This is a genomic window from Paenibacillus alkaliterrae (assembly GCF_021532375.1).
Lineage (GTDB): Bacteria > Bacillota > Bacilli > Paenibacillales > Paenibacillaceae > Pristimantibacillus > Pristimantibacillus alkaliterrae.
In genome coordinates, this window is record NZ_JAKGAP010000027.1 from 79,713 (window position 1) to 95,273 (window position 15,561).

The following is a 15,561-nucleotide window of genomic DNA, read 5'->3' on the forward strand; positions in this document are numbered from 1 at the left end:
GCCGGGCATGCACGCAGCTTCTTTTTATTTGAGGGCATCCAAACTCCAGTACGGGGATGCCTTAATCCGATCAATGCACTCGTTAATGTCGCTGTTCAGCACATACTGAAACAGCGGATCCATTCGCGTGGTATCCCTATTGATCAGGATAGTCGTCATTTCCCTGGCGTTTCGAGTGTAAGAAGGCAACGTGTTGACTGGATATACCTCAAGCGAAGACCCCATCACGATGAACACATCGGACTCGCACACAGCCGCATAGGCTTCCTCCATATGTCTGACGGCTTCCCCGAACAATACGATATCTGGCTTTAAGTCCGCCCCGTCTGCAGCGCAAGCCGGAACATCCGCCTCCAGCAGCTCTTTTATCGGGTATCGCTTTTTGCATGCTGGGCAGCATGCGTACATTAAGGTGCCGTGCATTTCAATGACGTGCCCGCTGCCTGCCGCGCGGTGAAACCCGTCTACGTTTTGCGTAAGAACCGTTACCTCTTTCCCCGCATTTTCCAGTTCCTTCATGAAGAAATGCCCGGCGTTCGGACGCAGCTCCGACATGCGGTCCAGTTGGAAGGTTTTCTTAAAATAATGCCAAAACCGGCGCGGATTGTTGTTGAAATAGGATCTGGACAACAGCTGCTCCATCGGCAGGCCGTTGTCATAGAGGCCGCCGCGCGAACGGAAATCGGGAATGCCGCTGGCCGTGCTGATGCCTGCTCCCGTGAGAACGGTAATTCGCTTAGCTTCAACGATACGGGCTGCTATTCGATCGAATGTGTTCAATCGCGATCCCTCCTTTCCTCAATTATACGCGTTCATCGTCATATTTGAAGCGGCCGGGCCGTATAAATAGGACAGGACGCTACTCGTCCGTTTAGAAGAGAGGATGAAGCCGAATGGAACAAACATTTGATCATATGGCGATCGTAGGAATAGGAACCGCCTTGCCCCCTTACCGGCTCGATCAGGCCGATACGGCCCGCAGGCTGGTGGAGGCGCTGGGCGACAAGCAGGATGCGGCTCGCTGGGCGAGAAGGATTTTTAAGCAGTGCGGGGTGGAGAGCCGTTATACATGCGAGCCGAATTTGCAGGAGGAAGCTGCCGCTTGCCGTTATTTTCCTCGCAGCCTCGAAGATAATGTCCCGACAACGGCAGAACGGATGTCCATCTACAAAAGAGAGTCCGTACCGCTTGCGTTGTCAGCGGCGAGAGCGGCACTGAGCGATGCGGGCACCGCTGCCGGCGACATTACCCACCTGATCACGGTTAGCTGCACCGGGCAGTTTCTTCCCGGACTGGACGCCGTGCTGGTGAGGGAACTAGGCTTGCCCGCGAATGTGACCCGGCTGCCGCTTACCTTTATCGGATGCGCAGCCGGGTTAAAGGCGGTGTGCCTGTCCAGGCAGCTTGCCGCCGGCTATCCGGGAGCCAACGTGCTCGTCGTCTGCGTCGAGCTGTGCACGCTGCATATTCAGCCGACCGGCGACCGCGACTCGCTGTTCGGAGTTTCCTTCTTCGGCGATGGCGCCTCCGCCTGCGTCGTGGCGAAGGCCGATTCGCGCCATAAGCATGTGTTCCTGCTGGGTGAGCAGCGTTCGGTTCTGCTGCCCGAAGGCGCGGAGGAAATGGTATGGGAGGTCGGCAATTACGGCTTCGATCTTTATTTGTCGCCGAACATTCCGAAGCTGATCGGGGAATGGATTCCGCAGGAAATCGAGCGGCTGTGCGGCACGGAGAAGCCTGAGCTGTGGGCCGTGCATCCGGGCGGAAAAGGAATCATCGAAGTGCTGCGGGACCGGTATGCGCTCTCGGACGAACAGGTTGCGCCGAGCCTTGGCGTGCTGCGCGACATTGGAAACGTCTCCTCCGCAACGATTCTATTCGTCCTGCAGGCAATGAGAAAGCAGCTGCGGGAGCAGGGCTCGACGGGCGTGGAAGGGTTGGCACTGGCCTTCGGTCCCGGCCTGACTGCGGAGCTGATAAAAATAGCTTACGCCTCGTCCGTCATCAGGAGTGAGCAGCTTACGGATGAGCTTTATGCCTAGAGCGCTGCGCGAGCGGGCTATAGCGGCAGAACTCATGGACGATTTCTCTTCCGGAGGAGAGGAGCTTCGCGAAGCGCTGCGGGAGCTTCGTATCCTTAATCTGCTGTTTGCCGCTGCCGCACCTACGCTATATGGCGTAAAGCGGCTATGGCGGGCGGCGGGCAAGCCGAAGCGCTTATCGGTCATGGATGTCGGAGCCGGCTCCGGCGACGTAAATCGGCGGCTATTGCAGTGGGCGGCTGCGAGCGGCGTTGATCTAACCGTTACGTTGGTCGACGCAACGGAGGAGGCCTGCGCGGAAGCGAGGCTTTTATTTCACGACGAGCCGCGCGTACAGGTGATGCGCGGGGACTTATTCGTGCTGCCTGAGGGGGGCGCGGATATCGTCACGGGAACGCAGCTTTTGCATCATTTTGCCGAGGAAGAGCTTCCTGCCGTCGTTGCAAGCATGCTGAAGGGGGCGCGGCTTGGCGTTGTCGTGAACGATATCCATCGGCATTGGATCGCTTGGACTGCGGTATGGCTGGCGACTCGGATCATTTCGTCTAACCGATATATACGGAATGACGGTCCATTGTCCGTGGCCAAAGGCTTCCGTGCGAAGGATTGGGAGCGGCTCAAGGAAGCGATCGGACCGGCGCAGATGGACTGCTCCTGGAGACCATTGTTTCGATACGCGGTTGTGATCGGCAAAACAAAACCGGCGGGCGGAGTTGAATGGGATGGAACGTAGAGTGGATGCTGCCGTGCTTGGTGCAGGCCTGGCGGGGAGCTGTCTGGCGAAAGCATTTGCGGATAAGGGCTGGGAGACGGTGCTGATCGACCGTCAGACCTTTCCCCGCCATAAGGTGTGCGGGGAGTTTCTGTCGCCGGAGGCGCAGAGCACGATGCATGCATTTGGCTTAACTGAAACGGTTGCCGCGCTCCGTCCCCGTATCATTGAACGGATACGATTAATATTTGACAACGGGGCCGAAGTGGAGCTTCCTCTGCCGGGTGCGGCATGGGGATTGAGCCGGTATGCGCTCGATGCTGAGCTGCATCGTGCCGCTCAGCAGGCCGGGGCGCAGCTGCACACTGCAACGACGGTCACCGATGTCCATCCCAGCGGGACGGGTTATGTGATTAGGACGAAGCGGGGCGGGGATATAAGTACGATACAAGCAAGAACGGTCGTTGCGGCATGGGGAGCGAATCCGCATGCCGGACTGCCTGGAAATCGGCAGAAAACCTCGTCGCAGAAAACGTATATGGGCGTAAAATCGCATTTTGACGGGATCACGATGGAGCCAGTTATTGAGATGTATTTTTTCCGCGGGGGTTATTTGGGGTTATGCAAGGTTGAAGACGGGCATGTGAATGCGGCGGCGCTGCTGGAACGTGACGCTTTCGCGAATGCGGGAAAATCGATTATGTCCATTATGGAAGCCGCTGCGCAGAGAAACCCGAAGCTGGCGCAAAGGCTGGCAGCAGCTGTACCGGTAAGAGATACGCAGGCAGCGGTTGCTCCCGTGCATTTGAAAAGAAAGCCGCTGGCGTGGGACACGCTTCCGCTCTTAGGAGACGCCGCCGCGATGATCGCTCCGCTCTGCGGAGACGGCATGTCGATGGCGCTGCGTTCTGCGGCCATTTGCGCTCCGCTTGTTGACAGCTATTTGCGGGGGAACCTGACTCTGGGTGACTGGGAGCAGCAGTATACGCGTACCATTCAGCGTGAGTTCAACGGGCCCTTGAGATGGGGGAGCTTGCTGCAATGGCTATTAAGCATGCCGGCAGTGACGCAGCTGCTGCCGGGCGCGGCGAGGCTGGCGCCCGGCTTAGCGCATGGACTCGTCCAAGCGACAAGGCTAAAGCCGTTCAGGTCGCCATGAATCTATCGGGACGTAAGGCTTTCGGCATAGAAAAAAAAGCTGCAAACAGGACGCGTAACTTCTGGAGCAGCTTTTTTTTGATTACGTTGTCGTTGTATTTGCCGTTGTTATCGATTTCAGGTTCGCAAGCTCGCGTACCGTCTTCCATTCCGCCAAATGTTTTTCCAGGTGGCCGATGAGCGATTCAACGTCTTGGGCAAAGCTTTCCTGCTCGCCGGCCGGGATGGCCCTGGCGGATTGCAGCACCTCGGGCGGCAAAGCGCTGAAAACGGGAAGCGCGGCAGCCAGCTGCTGCAGCTCAAGCGCGATAGGAGTAGTAGATGCTGCATGGGATGCTCCTGTCGCTTGCTGGTTCATTTCTTCTTTTGCATGCGGCCCTTCTGCTAACTGCAACTCCCGCTGCTTCGCTTGTTTGTCCGCTTTCGCGGATGGCTTGGGCTCCGCTGCCGGCTTCGCCCGCTCCGCTTTGTTTTGCTCATGGGTCGACCAGGTTTCGATAAGGCCGCTGCCGGTTTTGAACAGGAGCTTATCCTTGGTGCTGTCCGAAATCGTTTTGTCCTTGAACAGCTTGGCGATCTTCTTCACATCGCTGACCGGGAGCTCATCCCTTGCCACGATAAGAGCCAGAGGGTCACGGTGCTCGATGGGCAAGTCCTTCAGCGGCAGCAGCTGATCCTCGGTCAGCTTGTCCTTCCTGATCTCGGTACCGCTCACGATCAGCTTCTTCACCGCATTGCCGAACTTCAGCAGCTCGCATTTGTTTTTGATGTAGCTTTCCGGCTTGCCCAGCTTACCGGATAGAAATTTGACGGAGCTTCTGAACTTTGGATCATTCAGCAGCTTATTGAACGCCTCGGCTTCCTCGATCGGAGAGAAGCCCTCGCGCGTTAAATTTTCCGCGATTTGCTCCAAGTAAATTTCCATTTCGTCCGTCACCGTCGATACGATGCACGGAATGGTAGTTCGGCCAAGCAGCTTGGTCGCTTTATAGCGGCGATTGCCGTAAATGATTTTGTAGCGGCCGTTGCCCGTCGTCCTTACTTTAATCGGAGAGAGCAGTCCGATTTCCTCAATGCTTTTCATTAATTCTTCCAGCGCTTCTTCGTCGAATTGGTATCTCGGCTGGTCAGTATCCTCGTCAATTAGCTTCATTTCGATTTCTATAATGTCCATATGAATTCTCCTAACGTTTTGTGAAGCATCGATTAACTCGTTCGGTTAAGCGTCCATTGGGGACTTCTCTATTATATATCATGGGCGAAAATGAGGAAATGATTGGTGCGACGTGCAAAATAAGCTGCATAATTGGCAGATATTGAAACAATAGGGCTCCAAGGCTCGTTATTTGTTTTAAGGAGATGACTTACGAAGCGGGAGTTTGCCGCCGCCGCTAAGTCTTAAGGGGGAGAGAGCGTATGAAGCGAATGTCGGTAACCGGTGCCTTTCTTATTTTGGCGATATGCTTAATCATAACGGGGTGTGCGACTAAGCCTTATGGGCATTACAAGGATGATCAAATGATCGGCCTCGTGGGCAGCTTGAACGAGCGGGATCAGATCATCGACTTCGATATTTCGGAGTGGACGAAGCGGGATGAGCGGGGACCTGGCATGGATGATTGGGGCGCCAGCTATGAAGCGCGAGTTCTGCCAAGCACCAAAATTCGAAATGAAGCCGGCGAGCAGCTGCAATGGGCCGATTTGAAGCTCGGGCAGAAGGTTCAAATCAATCCTTCCAAAACAGAAGAGATAACGGACACTCCCAATGAGCTGATCCTCATTCCTATGAGCGAAGAGGAGATTTTGGGAAGAATGGGCTTGTTCGCTGGCGGCAAGGGGAGCTATCGCACGACGATCGTGTATGAGAAAGGTGTGAAGCAGCCTTACGATGCCGAATATATGGAGAAAGAAGCGCCTGAACTCTTTGAAGGCGGGCTTAGCTTTCTGGAGTATAATCCGAATTACGTGCTCGACGTGAAGGAAGCGCTCGATATCGACAAACTGCCGATGTTTTTAGTGTTCGATACAGAAAAGCTGGTTTTGAAAACGAATAAGCTGGAGGAGGTCATTGCGTTCAAAAGCTCGGTTGAGGAGGAAGCGAGATGAATGACGAATCTAACTGGAAAAGATCCCGCTAAACTTGCTTCATCAGCGAGTAAGTCTGGCCTAACTGGAATTTGTCCCGCTAATGTGGTCCGATTGCCGACTAGAAGCGATTATTCCCGTGAATAACGCCTGGTTTTCCCATTAATCGTTTTTATAGAGCGTGTCTGAGGCAAATTAGCGGGCGTTTTTCCAGTTCGTGCTGCCGGTGCAGCCGTGAACTCGCGTGATTGATTAGTTCAATTTATATAGACTGAAATATATAGTTGAGAAAGGCAGCGGCAGTCCAGGACTTAATTTTCAAGTTCTAGGCTGCCGCTGCGTCCTCCTAACCCGACACCTTGTTAAATTCAAGCTAAAGGTTAAGCTTCAATTTTTTATCCAAGTATTTCATGGCTTTATCCGTACATACCTCGCTCAGCTCAGCTTTAACGGCAGCCCTCATGCTCGCAAGATCATCCGATGGGGCTGCCGTTTTACCTAACGTCACATGCAGCCAGTGATCGGAGCTTTCAAAGCACATGCTGCTCCACCCGCCCTCGAAGTCGCTTTCCTGGGCGCCGGTAATGACGATGTCCGCAAAATTTTGCAGCTCGACAAGCGCCCGCTCATAGTCCTTTTTCTGCTCCTTGTCAGTCAATCCGGAAGCCTTACGCAAATTTCGGGAGTCGATATTGCCGGCCTCCGCAATGATATTGTAGATGTTCCGTGCGTGCTGTGACATCAATCCGCTGCTATACCTTTCCTCGACGCTTTTGCCTTGTGAAAGCAGTGATTTTACTAATGGAAAGAGGTCCACTTGGATGAAGGAGAGTTTTGTGCCAAAAAATTTGCCGTAAGCCGCAAGCTCATCCTTTACGATTTTGACGCGCCATAGCCATGGATCCAGCTCTGATCCGGTATGCCATTCGTTATCTGCGGCAACAGCCGTTAGCGAAGGGTGCTCGGGAATCAAGTCGGAGAATGGGAAAATCTTATAGTGCCTAACTAATTGTACGAATTCTTGATAGGTTGAGGTCTTCATGCGTTCACTCCCAGTAATAGGTTAATAATCTATTCTAGTACTATCCATATTTATCCTGCAACAGACAAACGTAAAGAAAGCAGGTTGCTGTTTGCATATAAAAAGACATTTGGATATGGGTTCTATATGCATGATTTGGCGATGGCAGCTTTAAATGCTCCGGCCCTGTCCAGGAAATTTGTGCTCGAAGGGTATTTTGGCGATAGTAATGTACCGGAGCAAGTCACCGCCGTTCTGGAAGGCTTCGTGCTTATGGCGGTTTTGGGGTACTACGCGTTTCAAATGGAGAACGAGAAAATACACCCATGGATTCGCGAACGAATACCCTTGCTTTGTGAAAATCGATGCCGGCCGCTTCTGAACGGTGAGCCCATTTTCTCTGCTTTTTAATATTGAAAATCTACCGTGGCAAACATTTACAGCAGAACGTATGTGCGGTAAAATAATGAAGTGCAGGGTGGTGTTTCCTCTGCCGTCAGGAATGCAGCTAGGAATAAGAAAGTTAGCTATAGATAAGGGAGAGCTCAACAATGCCGCTGCCCATGGTACATATAAGCATTGCCGAAAAAATATTCAGACATAAAGGTATGGAAATAAACGCTGATTTTTTATTAGGAAGCATTGCTCCTGATGCGATTCATATGAGGGAACATACGACGAGAGAGGATAAACGGAGAACCCATTTTGGCATGAACGAAGAATCAAACGTCGAAGATTTGTTTCAAATCAAGCTGCGGCTATTTTTCGATTCTTATCATACAGACAAGCAGCAGTATTGGTTCGCAAAAGGCTATATAGCGCATGTATTGACTGATTTGATATGGCTGCATACGGTATATCGCGACTTTAGAACAAGCATAGCGGACAATCCAATGGCTGATGAACGCTCCGTGTACTATGCAGAGACGGATCAAGTCGATTTTAATTTATTTCAAAATGAGCCTTGGAGACCTGAGATGTGGGACATTCTATCCAATGCCGTTTCTGTCGGCGTTCCGGGCATGCTGTCAGCAGAAGAGGTTGAGAAGTGGAAGGCAAGAACGCTGCTGTGGTTCACGGATAGCTCCAAGGAGCCAGGTGTTAAACCAGAGTATATTACAGAGGAAAAAGTCCAGCTTTTCATTAGAGATACCTCGAATCAATTGGTAAGCCTGTTCGAACGAAATGGGTATTTATAATTATGTTTATAAGTAAAGGGGGCTATGACATCATGGAACATAAGCTATTTACGCTGGACGAAGCGAACGCGCTGCTGCCGCAGCTGAAGGAGGATTTGCGGAAGCTCCAGCAAGTAACAGAGCAGTTCGAGGGTCAATTATTGGAGTATCAGAAGACGAAAATGATTCACAAGCAAGCGTTTACGCAAACGAACGGCAAGCATGATCCTTTTTTTGAGATGGAAAGCAAGCTGGAGTTTATGAAGATGGAAACGGATCTTTTAATCGAAAATTTTAAGCGGAAGGGCGTCCTACTGAAAATGATCCAACCCGGCTTGATTGATTTTCCCGCGATGCTGGATGGCGAGGAGATACTCATCTGCTGGAAGGAAGGGGAGGAGAGCGCTGCCCATTATCATGGCTGGCATGAAGGATTTATCGGACGTAAACCCTTTCCCAATACATAAAGATGAGTATTAGCTTTGATTTCTGGCCGATTAGCTGGGAGCGGGCAGAACGCATGGCCTCCTTTGAAGAAGTGCAAACGACCATTATTGCCGATTGCCGCTTACTATATGTTCGCTCGGACGAGGATCACGCTCGCTTCATGAAGCTGCGCGAGAAGATTGCCGTCATGCAGGAGCCGGAGCAAGGGCTTCAGCTAGCGAATAAGGCAGAGTCGTTGCTGCGCGATGCTTATGTTCATTTGTACAAAATGACCCGAGCCGATGAGAATGTAAACATAAGCTTTTATCGAACGGAGGCTTATGGCGTGTTAACGCTGATTATGAAATGTTTAGCATTGGTAAACCAAACCTATTTGACAGCAGGATGGGGAAAAAATAAGGATCAAATGCTGCAGCTGCCATTAAAACCAGCCCATTATGAAGAGCTGTACGAGAAGATCATACAATCACTGCTTCCTGCAGAAATTATTTCGGCCTGCGAGCAGTTGACAGCAGAAACGCTGGTATTGATCAAGCTCAAGAAGGAGTCGTACGCCTGCGCATCTTCGTATCCCGATCGGATGAAAGGATTTTACGAGGAGACGAAAGGGACGTTAGACAAAATCATTACGGCTTGCGAAAAGCGGGACTATAATACGGCTTTCTTCTCTGCTATCGGGATTCAGGATGAAATCGCGCATTTTCTTTATTATACGGAGAAGGGGCATTTCCCTTGCAGAATCGAGTCCAATACCGACTATCAGGACGTATATAGAAGAATAGGTCTTCCCGATCTCGCCAGTCTTCTTGACCCGCAAAACCTTGCACCGCTTCAAACGGCTGTCGAACGACTCGACATTTTATTGGAGAGCCATCTCCGCGCTCAAGGAGTGAAGATGAATAGATTTCAATCCTTAGACGAATTTGCGGAGTTTCTGCTTACGCGTAACCAAACCATTTCTTCTTAATGTATAGTTTGACTTTATCAACTGTATGAAATATGATTACAGTATCCTTCAAGAGAGGGAGTTGTAATTATGAATAGTGAATTTACGGTAGCGGTTCACAGCTTGGTCTTGTTAGCGTATTTGCCCGATCATATGGCCAGCAGCGAGACGATAGCCCGCAATGTGGCGACGAATCCGACGCGGATTCGGAAGATTATGAGCACTTTGAAGAAGCATGGTTATGTCAAGACGAAAGAAGGCATTGGCGGCGGCTATATTTTGAACTGCGAGACGCATGAGGTTTCGCTGGCTCAGATTTATCGCACGCTTTCCGGCGGCACATTGAAGCCGCATTGGTGCTCGGGAAATCCGGAGGAAGCCTGTCTCGTCTCTGCGAACATTCAGGGTGTAATGGATCATTTCTTCCACGAGGCGGAGCTTCATTATGAAGCTTACTTAGAGCAAAATACGCTGCAAACCGTGTTGGAGAGAATTAGACTGTGCCAACAGAAGCATAAAGCGGAGCAGGTGTAACATCGTATAAGATAGATACGGCGTTTGAGCGGATGTAACTGTGTCGCAGGGTATCCCGTCGAGGAAGCCGCGGGTCAGTAAGCCGGACGCATTTATCTTTTACCGATTAATATGTATCAAATATTCATACAGTTTATGAAGTGATCACACGAAGCACGCGAAAAAATCAATTATATAGAAAAAGGTGAGCATAATGTCAGCAAGCGTATCCCAAAATCGAGCATTCGACATCCCGTTTTCCGTCCTGGATGTCTCTCCGATCGTCGAAGGGGGCTCCGTCACCGAATCGCTCGGCAACACGCTAGATCTAGCCCGGCATGCCGAAAAATGGGGCTACAACCGCTATTGGCTGGCGGAGCATCATAATGCTCCCAGCATTGCGAGCTCCGCTACTTCGATCGTTATTGCTCATGTTGCCGCAGGAACCTCGACGATTCGAGTCGGTTCCGGCGGCATTATGCTGCCGAATCACGCGCCGCTTGTTATAGCGGAGCAGTTCGGCACGCTGGAATCGCTGTTTCCCGGCCGAATCGATCTAGGACTCGGCCGCGCGCCGGGCACGGACGGCCTTACTGCGGCTGCGTTAAGAGGTAACCGCAAAAGCAACGGGCATGATTTCCCGGAGCAGCTTGCAGAGCTTCGGGCGTTTCTTGATCCATCCGGCGCGGAAGTCGGCATGGCTGTTCGCGCGATCCCCGGTGAAGGGCTGAATATTCCGATCTGGCTTCTAGGGTCCAGCGATTTTAGCGCCATGCTGGCTGCGCAGCTGGGTTTGCCGTTTGCTTTTGCCGGACATTTCTCGCCGAACTTTACCGTTCCTGCCATGAATCTGTACCGCAGCAACTTTAAGCCGTCCGCCGTGCTGGATAAGCCTTATGGAATGGTGGCGGTCAATGTGGTCGCCGCGGATACGGATGAGGAAGCGGCGTATTTAGCGACGTCGATGCAGCAGCTGTTCCTCTCGTTCATTCGCAACACAAGAGGTCCGCTGCCCGCGCCGGTTCTCGATATGGATAAGGTATGGAGCGTGCAGGAAAAGGCGGCATTGCAGCAGCAGCTAGGCTCTTCCATAATCGGAGGACCGGAAACGGTCCGCAATAAGCTGCAGCAATATATCGAAGCGACGCAGGCGGATGAAATTATGGCGGCTGCCCATATTTTTGATCACCGGGCACGATTGCGTTCTTATGAAATTGTTGCCGGACTTTAAACAAGCGAATCCGAGCGCCCCGTCCGAGGCGCTCTTCCTTATTCCACAGGAGGCCTTAATCCTCTTTTGAGCTGGCGTATGGAAAAGCCGAAATCCATTTGTAAATGCGGATAATCGGGGAAGTTATTCCAATCTCCGCCCCAAGTGAAGCCTAGCTGTTTTGCAACGGCAACAACCTCCATCCAGTCCGCCTGCCCGTTCTCGTTTCCATCGTATTTCATGTCCCACACAACCTCGCCTTTTTTCGTTCTCAAGGCAAAATCGATCGCAAGGCCATAATTATGGTACGAGTCGCCGCCCTGCACTTGAGTGACAACAGACCCTTCCGAAGTACGTCCTCTCGCATATATTTCGTCCTGCTCTTCGTTCGAGCGGAAGCCGTCGGTTATTAGAATGGAGATGCCTAGTTTGCCGGTTTCGGCTATTAATTCGTTTTGTTTGGCGAATACGATGGGATGAAGCTCTGTAATCGGCGGATTGGCAGCGTCTGGAGGGAAGATGTCGCGACCGGGAAAGAACTGCTCGACCTCCCATATTCCTTTCCATAATAAAGCCGCGGTAATCGCCAAAATGATGAACAAAAGCAATCTATTGCGCTTTCTTCTATTTCTCGGTACAAGATGAGTTTGTGCGGGAGTAGCGGGAAGCGGATGCCGGGATAATGGATTTTGTTCAATCATGCATGATCTCCTTACGGTTTATATCCGCTTATCTTATCATAATGCGTCGATGGTTACCCTAGTCCATGGTAGGGGATTTCATTTGGACATTTGACATATCATAAGTTCATAACTAAACTGATAAAGATATCGAAGGTTGAGGTGATAATATGACACAGAATCATACGGATTCCTTCCTGGCGAGGCGCGACGGGCGATTAGGCTTAATGATATGGTACCGCTTATCGCGCGTATATAACCAAAGCGTGAAGGAAACCCATCAGCATTTGAAAAGGTGGAATCTGTCAGCCGCGCAGTTCGACATGCTGGCCCAAGTAGGCGCCCATGATCGTTTGACGCAGAAGCAGCTGGCCGATAAGCTGTTCGTCACGAAAGGCAATATCACACAACTGCTTAGCAGGCTCGAGGAGCTTGGTCTGGTACAGCGGGAGCAGCAATGGAAGACGAAATATGTATCGCTCACACCAAAGGGCAAAGAGCTGTTCGACGAGGTCGTTCCCGTGCAGGAGCAGTTTCAAGCGTCGCAGTATGACGGACTGGATCGGGATGAGAAAAGGCAGCTGCTCGACTTGCTAAAGAAAATACAGAGCTAAGGATTCAAAAAACAGTATTGGAGGTTATTCCTATGCAATTAAAAGGTATTCATCACGTATCCGCCATTACAGGCACAGCTATTGGAAATTTCGAATTTTACACGCAGCTGCTGGGGCTGCGCCTGGTCAAGAAGACGGTCAACCAGGATGAAACCTCGGTTTACCATTTGTTTTACGGAGATGAGAAAGGCAATCCGGGTACGGAGCTTACGTTCTTCGAATTTCCGATGACCGGCAAAAACCGCCCGGGAACAAGCAGTATCTCCTCCTTATCGCTGCGCGTAGCTAATGACGCGGCGCTGCAATATTGGAAAGAACGTTTTGAGGCATTCAAGGTGGAGCATGACGAGATTATCGAACGGGCAGGCCGGCAGACGTTAGCTTTCCGTGATTTTGAAGGCCAACGGCTTGTGCTCGTATCGGATGAGCATAATGAGGGCGTTGCGGGCGGCATTCCTTGGGACAAGAGCACGGTGCCTTCGGAATTCGGCATTCTTGGTCTCGGACCCGTTCAATTGACGGTAAAAAATCCGGAGCCTACCGTAATGGTGCTAACGAAGCTGATGGGCTTCCGCGAGAAGGGACAGTATCCATCAACTGTCGCTGGCCAGCCGGACATCCTCGTATTTGAGACTGGAGAGGGCGGCAGCGGCGCCGAGGTTCATATAGAGGAGCGAAACGACCTGCCTCGCGAGATGCAAGGCCATGGCGGCGTTCATCACGTAGCCTTCCGCGTGGATAACGACGAAGAGCTGCGCGAGTGGATCGAGCATATCCAGGGAGTACGTATTCCTAACTCCGGCTTTGTTGACCGTTACTACTTCCGCTCGCTTTACTTCCGCGAACCGAACGGCATTCTTTTTGAGCTGGCGACTGACGGACCCGGCTTCGATACGGATGAGGACATCAACCACTTGGGAGAATCGCTTGCCTTGCCTCCGTTCCTCGAGCCGCAGCGCAAGCAGATCGAATCTCGTTTGAAGCCTCTGCAGACGACACCTTCGGAGGGTTAATTTGACAGACATTGTTGTTAAGCCATATTCTCTTCTCAAAATTGGATGAAGAACGTCCCGTTCTACTCGCTTTCCGTGGGGTGCGGGACTTTTTGCGTCAAGTAGGCTAAGGCTGTGGAACACAACGCATAAGTAATTGGTATTTTCCGAAATGGTATTTGCGTGGTAAAAACAGATAAAATATGGAACTAGGGGGTCGGGCAGCCGTATTTACTAGAGTTCTTTAAAGAGACATTCATTTTGATTAAGGGAGAGAGTCTATTCATGAAAAAAATCGCAGCATTATTTTTATCCTTCGCTCTACTATTTTCATTCGTAACTAGCGTTCAAGCCGAAGCGAAGCCCATATCCGTATGGGTAGGCGAAGAGCAGATTCAATTGGGAGAATCTGAGCCGATACTAGAGAAGGGCACGACCCTCGTTCCCGCGAAGCTGATTCTGGAAGAACTGGATTTTACAGTAGACTGGGATCAGGCAAATAAAGCGGTTATCGCTGAGAAGGGCGGACTTGTCCTCGCGCTTCAAATAGGCAATCATACCGCATACGTGAATAACGCGGAGAAACAGCTTCTTGTGGCCCCTAAGATTATTGAAGGTACAACGTACGTGCCATTGCGCTTTGTGAGCGAAGCAGCCGGATACGTCGTGTCGTGGAGCAGCGAGCAGCGGACGGTATCGCTTGAAGCGACGGAGGCAAGCCGCGGTTTCTTATGGAAAGTTGAAAATGCCGGCAACACGGTCTATTTGCTTGGCTCGATTCATATCGCGAACGAGGCGATGTATCCGCTTCGGTCAGAAATACTGAATGCCTATAAAGAATCCGACTACTTAGTCGTTGAGGCGGATATCAGCAAAGCGAACGATCCTAAGATTCAAGAGCTTGTCCTTGATCTTAGCACTTATAAGGACGGCACAACGCTGAAGGATCACGTGTCTGCGGAAACGTATGAGAAGATTGGGAAAATATTGGCGGAGATTGGCTTAGCGGCCAATGCGCTGGATGCATACAAGCCTTGGAGCGTATCAAACACAATATCTTATTTCGCAGCGAATAAAGAAGGCTTTGACCCGGCCATAGGCATCGATGCTTATTTCTTGCAGCAGGCTATTGTAAGCCAACAGCCGATCATCGAGCTGGAATCGTTTGAATTACAGCTGAAAATGTTCGATGAATTCTCGGATGAGCTGCAGGAGGAAATGCTTGACGGCTCCATCGAGAGCTATTATGCCGAAAACTCGGATATCGAAGCGGTATCGGAGATGTGGGTTACGGGCAATGAGGAGCAGCTTCTCGCCTTAACCCTTGATACAGCGACTAATGGGGAGTTATATAAAGCGCTGTTGGAGGACCGTAACATTCCGATGGTCGATAAAGTTAAAAGCTATTTGAATGAAAAAGAAGGTAAAACCTATTTCGTTGTTGTGGGAGCCGCGCATATGCTGGGCGAGCATGGCCTTGTTCCATTGCTGGAGAAGGCAGGTTTTACGGTAACGCGTCAATAATCGCATGTCATAGACAATCTTTTCGAAAAGTCAGGCTTGATAATGCATTCGGCAGTCTAATATAATAAACGTATATCAAAACTGATGACTGACGGAGGGCCCCCATACGATGAAGTAAGAACACGATTCCTGTTAACAACTTGTCTAAGAACAAGCGGCGTTCTCGTGCAGCGAGAACCGGTCAGGGATACGTGTGTCGAAATGGGGACTTATGCAATTGGAATCAGCAGCGAGCTGCACGAGATGTTTGCCCACTGAAAGAGTGGCGTGACGCATCCGTTATTTTCGTATAGCTGATACCCCCCTACGTATTCGACCGTGCGCCGCTGGCCACGGTTTTTTGTGTGTGCGCCACGCATGGCGATTAACTAGGTGGTGAAAGTCCACTGTGGGGGCTTGTAGTTGCCAACCACTAGCCAAGAGCAAGGGTGTCCATCGT

17 protein-coding genes are annotated in these 15,561 nt (G+C 51.1%); 13 read left to right on the forward strand and 4 right to left on the reverse strand.

The genetic code is table 11. From position 1 onward, the window contains the following. Window positions 1-24: 24 nt before the first annotated feature. A complete protein-coding gene (locus tag L1N85_RS13440) occupies window positions 25-780 on the reverse strand; it encodes an NAD-dependent protein deacylase (RefSeq protein ID WP_235239123.1) in 756 nt (251 codons plus the stop codon). Window positions 781-893: 113 nt separating this feature from the next. Here L1N85_RS13440 and L1N85_RS13445 point away from each other — a divergent pair, with 113 nt between their 5' ends. From L1N85_RS13445 to L1N85_RS13455, 3 genes are read left to right on the forward strand one after another with little or no spacing between them, the layout of a single operon-like run. Next, window positions 894-2,042 carry a type III polyketide synthase gene (locus tag L1N85_RS13445; RefSeq protein ID WP_235239125.1) on the forward strand — a complete coding sequence of 383 codons (1,149 nt, stop codon included), beginning with the start codon at window positions 894-896 and terminating at the stop codon, window positions 2,040-2,042. Further along, on the forward strand, window positions 2,035-2,775 hold the full coding sequence (locus tag L1N85_RS13450; protein WP_235239198.1) for a methyltransferase domain-containing protein: 741 nt from the start codon (window positions 2,035-2,037) through the stop codon (window positions 2,773-2,775). Before L1N85_RS13445 ends, L1N85_RS13450 begins: the two co-directional genes overlap by 8 nt. Continuing rightward, window positions 2,765-3,913 carry an NAD(P)/FAD-dependent oxidoreductase gene (locus L1N85_RS13455; protein WP_235239129.1) on the forward strand — a complete coding sequence of 383 codons (1,149 nt, stop codon included), beginning with the start codon at window positions 2,765-2,767 and terminating at the stop codon, window positions 3,911-3,913. The genes L1N85_RS13450 and L1N85_RS13455 overlap by 11 nt, the downstream gene beginning before the upstream one ends. 81 nt (window positions 3,914-3,994) lie before the next feature. Here the strand turns inward: L1N85_RS13455 and L1N85_RS13460 are convergent, their stop codons facing one another. Beyond that, the gene (locus L1N85_RS13460) at window positions 3,995-5,086 is read right to left on the reverse strand and encodes a ParB/RepB/Spo0J family partition protein (RefSeq protein WP_235239144.1); all 1,092 of its coding nucleotides are present in this window, start codon (window positions 5,084-5,086) and stop codon (window positions 3,995-3,997) included. A gap of 242 nt (window positions 5,087-5,328) precedes the next feature. Here L1N85_RS13460 and L1N85_RS13465 point away from each other — a divergent pair, with 242 nt between their 5' ends. Then, entirely contained in the window at window positions 5,329-6,018 is a 690-nt protein-coding gene (locus L1N85_RS13465) for a hypothetical protein (RefSeq protein ID WP_235239149.1), read from the forward strand. Between the two features lie 352 nt (window positions 6,019-6,370). On the opposite strand, the gene L1N85_RS13470 is transcribed toward L1N85_RS13465, so the two are convergent. Next, on the reverse strand, window positions 6,371-7,039 hold the full coding sequence (locus L1N85_RS13470; protein ID WP_235239152.1) for an AlkZ-related protein: 669 nt from the start codon (window positions 7,037-7,039) through the stop codon (window positions 6,371-6,373). A 126-nt stretch (window positions 7,040-7,165) separates the two neighbouring features. Between L1N85_RS13470 and L1N85_RS13475 the strand changes: the two genes are divergently transcribed. The 6 genes from L1N85_RS13475 (at window position 7,166) to L1N85_RS13500 (ending at window position 11,333) form a co-directional block, all read left to right on the forward strand. Next, complete coding sequence (locus tag L1N85_RS13475; protein ID WP_235239155.1) at window positions 7,166-7,429, forward strand: hypothetical protein; 264 nt, start codon at window positions 7,166-7,168, stop codon at window positions 7,427-7,429. Window positions 7,430-7,569: 140 nt separating this feature from the next. Continuing rightward, window positions 7,570-8,217: a zinc dependent phospholipase C family protein gene (locus L1N85_RS13480; RefSeq protein WP_235239158.1), complete on the forward strand. Its 648-nt coding sequence runs from the start codon at window positions 7,570-7,572 to the stop codon at window positions 8,215-8,217. Window positions 8,218-8,249: 32 nt separating this feature from the next. After that, the gene (locus tag L1N85_RS13485) at window positions 8,250-8,663 is read left to right on the forward strand and encodes a DUF2203 domain-containing protein (protein WP_235239160.1); all 414 of its coding nucleotides are present in this window, start codon (window positions 8,250-8,252) and stop codon (window positions 8,661-8,663) included. A 53-nt stretch (window positions 8,664-8,716) separates the two neighbouring features. Then, a complete protein-coding gene (locus L1N85_RS13490; RefSeq protein WP_235239164.1) occupies window positions 8,717-9,610 on the forward strand; it encodes a kanamycin nucleotidyltransferase C-terminal domain-containing protein in 894 nt (297 codons plus the stop codon). A 69-nt stretch (window positions 9,611-9,679) separates the two neighbouring features. Continuing rightward, the gene (locus L1N85_RS13495) at window positions 9,680-10,123 is read left to right on the forward strand and encodes an Rrf2 family transcriptional regulator (protein ID WP_235239167.1); all 444 of its coding nucleotides are present in this window, start codon (window positions 9,680-9,682) and stop codon (window positions 10,121-10,123) included. 193 nt (window positions 10,124-10,316) lie between these two features. After that, complete coding sequence (locus tag L1N85_RS13500) at window positions 10,317-11,333, forward strand: LLM class flavin-dependent oxidoreductase (RefSeq protein ID WP_235239171.1); 1,017 nt, start codon at window positions 10,317-10,319, stop codon at window positions 11,331-11,333. Window positions 11,334-11,371: 38 nt separating this feature from the next. Here L1N85_RS13500 and L1N85_RS13505 read toward each other — a convergent pair whose 3' ends face one another. Beyond that, window positions 11,372-12,013, reverse strand: a complete 642-nt coding sequence (locus L1N85_RS13505) for a M15 family metallopeptidase (RefSeq protein WP_235239174.1) — start codon at window positions 12,011-12,013, stop codon at window positions 11,372-11,374. Window positions 12,014-12,162: 149 nt separating this feature from the next. Between L1N85_RS13505 and L1N85_RS13510 the strand changes: the two genes are divergently transcribed. From L1N85_RS13510 to L1N85_RS13520, 3 genes are all read left to right on the forward strand, one after another. Further along, window positions 12,163-12,606, forward strand: a complete 444-nt coding sequence (locus L1N85_RS13510) for a MarR family winged helix-turn-helix transcriptional regulator (protein ID WP_235239176.1) — start codon at window positions 12,163-12,165, stop codon at window positions 12,604-12,606. Between the two features lie 32 nt (window positions 12,607-12,638). Beyond that, a complete protein-coding gene (locus L1N85_RS13515) occupies window positions 12,639-13,619 on the forward strand; it encodes a ring-cleaving dioxygenase (protein ID WP_235239179.1) in 981 nt (326 codons plus the stop codon). 264 nt (window positions 13,620-13,883) lie between these two features. Next, window positions 13,884-15,122, forward strand: a complete 1,239-nt coding sequence (locus L1N85_RS13520) for a TraB/GumN family protein (protein WP_235239188.1) — start codon at window positions 13,884-13,886, stop codon at window positions 15,120-15,122. The last annotated feature ends 439 nt before the right edge of the window (window positions 15,123-15,561 follow it).